3 protein-coding genes and 1 pseudogene are annotated in these 6,524 nt (G+C 69.9%); all 4 read left to right on the top strand.

What is annotated here, in order from left to right:
- Positions 1–138 precede the first annotated feature (138 nt).
- Positions 139–1,914 (top strand): phosphorothioated DNA-binding restriction endonuclease family protein, encoded by a 1,776-nt coding sequence (locus tag BHU15_RS40625; RefSeq protein ID WP_069630950.1) that lies wholly within the window; start codon positions 139–141, stop codon positions 1,912–1,914.
- A gap of 208 nt (positions 1,915–2,122) precedes the next feature.
- Positions 2,123–3,034 (top strand): hypothetical protein, encoded by a 912-nt coding sequence (locus BHU15_RS36035; protein WP_069630949.1) that lies wholly within the window; start codon positions 2,123–2,125, stop codon positions 3,032–3,034.
- Positions 3,035–3,095: 61 nt separating this feature from the next.
- Positions 3,096–4,955 (top strand): HSP90 family protein, encoded by a 1,860-nt coding sequence (locus BHU15_RS36030; protein WP_069630948.1) that lies wholly within the window; start codon positions 3,096–3,098, stop codon positions 4,953–4,955.
- Between the two features lie 3 nt (positions 4,956–4,958).
- Positions 4,959–6,524: pseudogene (locus BHU15_RS36025) on the top strand (hypothetical protein); the annotation flags it as partial.

Here is a 6,524-nt window from a genome sequence, read left to right as displayed (position 1 = left end):
CGCCGTCCAGGGAGCTCCCCTGGACGGCGATCCTGCGGGCGGTGGACGAGGCGACGAACTGACCTTGTTCGCGAGGGCCATTGTCCGACCCAGCTGGCAGGATCTGTGAACGGCGACGTATCGAAGGAGGCTGGATCGGTGGGAGATCAGCTGCGTGTCGGTGAGGTGCTGCGGTCCGGTCGGAACACGGATCCCGACGAGCAGGTCATCGAGGGGTACCGGAACATTCACCATGTGACGGCCTCCAGGGATCTCGCTCAGATCCAGTTGAGCAAGGGCATCAACCCGATGGCCAAGGTCAAGGCCGCGGGCGGCCTGCGTCGCCCGGCGATTCTGATCCGCTCCAGTCCGTGGAAGGCCGGATCGGTCGAAACACCCTGGCACGACGTCTTCGATCTGGACAACGGTCATGTGCGCTACTTCGGGGACCACCGGGTGGACCACGAAGTAGCGGTGGGAAAAACGTCGGGAAACACGCTGTTGCTGAACGCAGTTGCAGAGCATCAGGCGTCGAGTGCGGAGAAGCGTGCACTTGCTGTGCCGCTACTTCTCTTTGCGAGTGTCACCCGCAACAAGACGCCCAAGGGATATGTTCAGTTCTGCGGAGTGGGCGTCATCGAGCACGCCGAGGTGATTGAGCAGGAAGCCAAAGGAAGCCCTTTCCTCAACTACCGTTACGATATTGCCGTCCTGGACCTGAGCTCGGAGGACGATCAGGTCGACTGGGCCTGGATCGAAGCCCGAGGAAACCCGGATCTCACGGCAACCGACGTGCTCGAGTACGCTCCGCGATCCTGGCGCCGATGGGTGGAGCACGGGCATGCGGTGCTGCCGGAGGAGCGGCGACGGACTCCCCGTTCCGACGGGGACGCTGCCGCCCACCCCCGCATCGGCTCACGCTCGCACTCGCCCGAGGACGACAATGAATCCCTGGGTCTCCTGCCTGCTCCCCGCATTCCGAGCGGCAGAACAGCGCTCCCACCGCAGAGCGGCTTGGAGGGATTGACGGAGAGCGAGCTCATGAGCCGACTCCGGAATCTCAGGGTCCACAGCAAGAACGGCAGGGCCAGCAGACACAAGCCCCTCGCCCTGCTGTGGGGAATCTCCAGGGTCGCTGCCGGAAAGCCCCGTCTTGCATCGTGGCGGCAGTTCCAGGCCGAGACGGGCGGTTTGTTGGCGGAGTTCGGCCACCCCGATTCTCAGGTAACACCTGAATATCCGTTCTGGCATCTGCGGACAAGTCGGCTGTGGGATGTGCACGGCATTCCGCCCGACGAGATCGTGAAGCCCCATGCGGCGACGTTCGACAGGATCAACCCCGAGGGGGGAATGACCGAGCAGGCAGGGCAGTTGTTGGCCGATCCGTTTGTGCGGTCCCAGGCGGTCGCAATACTGCGGGAGAGCTATCTCGGCGATGTTGACCAACGAGCACTGATGGACCGCCTCGGGCTCGCCGGTTACGAGACGGCGAGCGGTCGTATGGAGGAGGTGGAGGACGAGGTCCATGACGAGGAGGGGAATTCGGGCCCGGCCTCGCGACGCAGGACCAACGTGGCTCGCATAGTCCGCGACGCTCGACTCGTGGCCAAGGTGAAGTGGCTGCACGGTGACGAGTGTCAGGTCTGCGGTCTGCAACTGCCGATCCGGTTCACCAACTACAGCGAGGCCGCGCACATTCGTGGCCTGGGCCGTCCGCACAACGGTCCCGACGAGCTGGAGAACCTGCTGGTTCTGTGCCCGAACCATCATGTCCAGTTCGATGGACTCGCGATCTACATCCGGCGTGACGGAACGGTTCTCTCGACCAGGGACGAAAGCTGGGTGGGTGAGCTCCGACGACATCCCGACCACGTCATCAGTGAGGCTCACCTCCGCTACCACCGTGCGTTGTGCGGGAGGGACGACAGGTCCTAGCGGGTAGGCGTCCCAACTACACACGAGAAATGCGCCGTGGGGCATGAAGGGCCCAGACGGGATAGTTCGTGGTGCTCTGTCGGTGGGACGTGATAGTCACTTCCCTGGGAAAGTTGATCTGCGGTCGTTGCCCGGGGGGGCGCGTCGTATCAGGTATGAGGGGGCCGTTGTGGGGTTGTTCGGGCGTTTTGGCAGACCCGCGCCGCGTGTGGACGCGGACAGTTGGGATCCGGATCTGGCGGGGATGCGGGCCGCCGCCCTGCGGCGGGACTGGCCCGACCTGCGGGGGCGGTTGGGCAAGATCCCCGACGGGCAGGAGCGCACCTGGCTGTTGGCGAGCGTCGCCGACGTCGCCGGGATCGAGGGGTGGATCCCGGCGGTGATCGCGGCGGAGCCGGACTCGTCGCTCGCGCTGCTCGTGTCGGGTGCCCGCAGGGTGAGTTGGGCCTGGGAGGCGCGGTCCGCGTTGCGGGCGGAGCACGTCTCGCGGGAGCAGTTCCAGACCTTCCACGAGCGGCTGCGCGTCGCCGAGGAGGAGCTGTACGAGGTGGCGGAGCGCGAGCCGGGCTGGGTCGCGCCGTGGTACTTCCTCCAGATGTCCGGGCGCGGTCTCCAGGTCGGGCAGGAGACCGCCCGGCTCCGCTTCGAGGCGGCCGTCAGCCGTTGCCCCGGACATCCGGGGGCGCACGAGCAGCAGTTGCAGCAGGTGTGCGCCAAGTGGAGCGGGTCGCACGAGGCGATGCACGGCTTCGCCCGTACGTCGATGCTCAAGGGCCCCGAGGGCAGCCCCCTCGGCGAACTCGTCGCCCTCGCACACCTGGAGCACTGGCTCGACCTCGAAGGCGGCGAGGACGCGGCGTACATCCGGCGCCCCGATGTCGTCGCGGAACTGCACGAGGCAGCGGACCGCTCCGTACGGCATCCCGCCTACGAGCGTCCGCGTGACTGGATTCCCACGTTCAACACCTTCGCCATGGCCTTCTCGCTGGCCAGTGAGAGGAAGGCGGCCGGGGAGTTCTTCACCGCCCTTGAGGGGCGTGTCACGAACTTCCCCTGGCAGTACATCGACAACGACCCGACGAGGGCTTTCACCAAGTGGCGTGCCAAGGCCCGCGGCTGACTCCGCCCCGGCCACACACCACACCTCCCGACGTTCACCCCTCGCCAAGGAAGCCTCCCAGGTGCCCAATCCCGAGACGTCCCACACCTCCCACACCTTCCAGGTCGACCTACGCGGCCTGGTCGACCTGCTCTCCCGCCACCTCTACTCCAGCCCCCGCGTCTACCTCCGCGAACTCCTCCAGAACGCCACCGACGCGATCACCGCCCGCCAGGCCCGCTTTCCCGGCGCCCCCGCCACCATCACCGTCCGCACCGGCGACACCCTCACCGTCACGGACACCGGCATCGGGCTGTCCGAGGCCGACGTGCACACCTTCCTGGCCACCATCGGGCGCAGCTCCAAGCGCGCCGCCGAAGGTGAACTCGAAGCCGCGCGCGGTGACTTCATCGGCCAGTTCGGGATCGGCCTGCTCGCCTGCTTCGTCGTCGCCGACGAGATCACCGTCGTCAGCCGCTCCGCCGCCCATCCCGACGCCCCGGTCGTGGAGTGGCGCGGCCACTCGGACGGCCGGTACACCATCCGTACCCTGCCGTCGCACGAGCACCCGGAGCCCGGCACCACCGTACGGCTGACGCCCCGCGCCGACGGCAGCGAGTGGACCCGCCCCGACCAAGTGACCGCGCTGGCACGGCATTACGGCGGACTGCTGCCCTACGAGGTCACCGTCGTCGGCCCCGCCGGCTCCGCCGACCGCGTCAACGACACCCCGCCCTGGGAGCGCCGGCACGGATCCCCGCTCGCCCGCCGTGAGGCGCTGGCCGAGCACTGCCGTACGGCCTTCGGCTTCGTCCCGCTCGACACCATCGACCTCGACCTGCCGGCGGCGGGCCTGCGCGGAGTCGCGTACGTACTGCCCACGGCCGTCAGCCCCTCCGAGCGCGCCGGCCACCGCGTCCACCTCAAGGGCATGCTGCTCTCCGACCGCGCGCCCGAACTGCTCCCGGAGTGGGCCTTCTTCGTCCGCTGCGTCGTGGACACCACCAGCCTGCGCCCCACCGCGTCCCGCGAGGCGCTGTACGAGGACGAGACGCTGGCCGCCGTCCGCGACGCGCTCGGCGCCCGGATCCGCGACTGGCTCACCGGGCTGGCCGCCAGCGACCCGACCCTCCTGCACCGGTTCATCGACACCCACCACCTCGCGGTCAAGGCGCTCGCCCGCTACGACGACGAGCTGCTGCGGATGCTGCTGCCCTGGCTGCCGTTCGAGACGACCGACGGCAACGTCACGCTGGAGGAGTTCGCCCGCGCCCACCCCACGATCCTGGTCACGCGCAGCGTCGAGGAGTTCCGGCAGGTGGCGCCCATCGCCGCCGCGGCGGGCCTGGGCGTCGTCAACGGCGGCTACACCTACGACCGTGACCTGGTGCACCGGCTCCCCGAGATCCGGCCCGGCACCGCCGTCACCGACCTGGACCCCGCGACCGTCACCGCGCACCTGGACTCGGTCGACCCGTCTGCCGAACTGGCCGCCGCCGCGTTCCTCACCATCGCGCGCGAGGTGATCGGCGCGTACGACTGCGACGTCGTCCTGCGCAGCTTCCACCCCGTCACCGCGCCCGCCCTGCTGCTCGACAACCGCGAGGCCCGCCACGAACGCACCCGGGCCGGCCTCGCCGAGGGCAGCGACGGGCTGTGGGCCGAGATCCTCGGCTCGCTGCGGTCCGAGACGCCCCGCGCCCAGCTGGTCCTCAACCACCTCAACCCGCTGGTGCGCCGCGCCGCGACGATCAACGAGCGCGGCCTGGCCGTCACCACCGTCGAGGCGCTGTACGGGCAGGCCCTCCTGATGACCCGCCGCCCGCTCCGCGCGGCGGAGAGCGCGCTGCTCAACCGGGCCTTCATCGGCCTGCTCACCCACGCCATGCACGACGAGGGCACCGCACCCGGCCCGACGCCCGAGCCCCGGAAGGGACAGTAGGAGATGCTGGAGACCCCGGAGGCCGTTCTCGACGCGCTGCGCGAGAACAACGACCGCCCCTACAACCTGCACCGCACCGTGACCGCCGAGGAACTGGTCGACGCGGCGGAGCAGTTCGATGAGCCCGAGCTGCTGGTGACGGCGCTGCTTGAGCTGATGTCCGCGTACGAGTACACCGGCGAACACCGCAAGGCACCCGTCGTCTTCGCCCGTGTGCTGAAGCTGAGGGACGACTCGCCCGACGCGTTCAGCGGCTGGGAGGCGAACCAGGTCCTGTGGCGCTTCAAGTGGGTGACGACGTCGCTGCTCCAGGTCCCCGAGGTCCCGCTGGCCGCGATCCGCGGCTGGACGGACCAGATGCGCGACCGCTACCGCGAGGCGGGACACGGGATGCAGCCGGTGGCCGCCATGCGCCACCGGATCGCCGCGCACGTCGGGTCCGCGGAGGCGGAGCGCTCGGCGTACGACCTGTGGGTGACCCGGCCCCGCGAGGGGATGAGCGACTGCGAGGCGTGCGAGACCCGGCACCGGGCGATCCATCACGTGGGCATCGGCGACGAACGGCGCGCGCTCGACATCTGGCAGCCGGTCTTCGACGGCGGGCAGACGTGTGCGGAGGAGCCGTACGTCAGCCAGGCGCACGCGCTGCTGCCGCTGCTGAGCCTGGGCCGCGTCGACGAGGCGCGCTCGCACCATCTGAGCGGCTACCGGTACGCCCGGGGCAAGACCGGTCTGGCCGAAGAGGTGGGCCTGCACGTCGAGTTCAGCGCGCTGTCGCGCAACGAGGGCCGTGGCCTGGAGATCCTCGCGGAGAACCGGGCCCTTTTCGAGACCACCGGCGCCCCGCTCTCCCTGCTCGGTTTCCTCACCGGCGTGGAGGTGCTGCTGACGCGCCTGGTCGCGGACGGGTACGGCACGACGACCGTCGCCGGGCCGCTCGGACGCAGCTGGACGGCGCAGAGCCTGCTGGCCCACGTGAGTGGTGAGGCGGACACGCTGGCGGCGGCGTTCGACGCGCGCAACGGGACCACCGGGGTCGGCGACCGGCGCCGCGAGCGGGTGGCACGACCGGCGCTGCTGGCCGAGCCGCTGCCGCTGGGCCTGCGTACGACGCGCCCCGAGACCGCCCCCGCGCCGCCGGTCTCCTCGCGGGACATACCGGACGACTTCACGGAACTGGTGACCCGGGCCCGCGAGATGGCGGCCGTGGGGCACCCGGGGGACACCGCGTTGTGGGAGCGGATAGCCGAACGCGTGGCCGCCGAGGGCCACGTACACGCTCCCGAACTGGGCCCGGAGGCCCGGCTGCGCGCCGAACTGGTCGAGCAGCGTGGCTTCACCGCGTACGAGAACGAGAACTGGGCGGAGGCCAACGCCGCCATGACGGAAGCGGCCGACCTCTTCGCCGGCGAGGCCGCCCTCCCGTGGCACGCACTGGCGGCACGGGCGCGCGTCAGCTCGTTCGCGTGGGGCGACGCGGGGGACAGGGAGACGGGCGACTTCCCGTCGTGGTCGGTGCTGGACGAACTGCTGGGCGAGGCGCGGGAGTTGCTGGGCAGGGGTGGGGGC

This window comes from Streptomyces niveus, from assembly GCF_001723055.1.
GTDB classification, from domain to species: Bacteria; Actinomycetota; Actinomycetes; order Streptomycetales; family Streptomycetaceae; genus Streptomyces; species Streptomyces niveus.
Note: the sequence above shows the minus strand (reverse complement) of the source record. Positions and strands in the feature narration are given on the sequence as shown.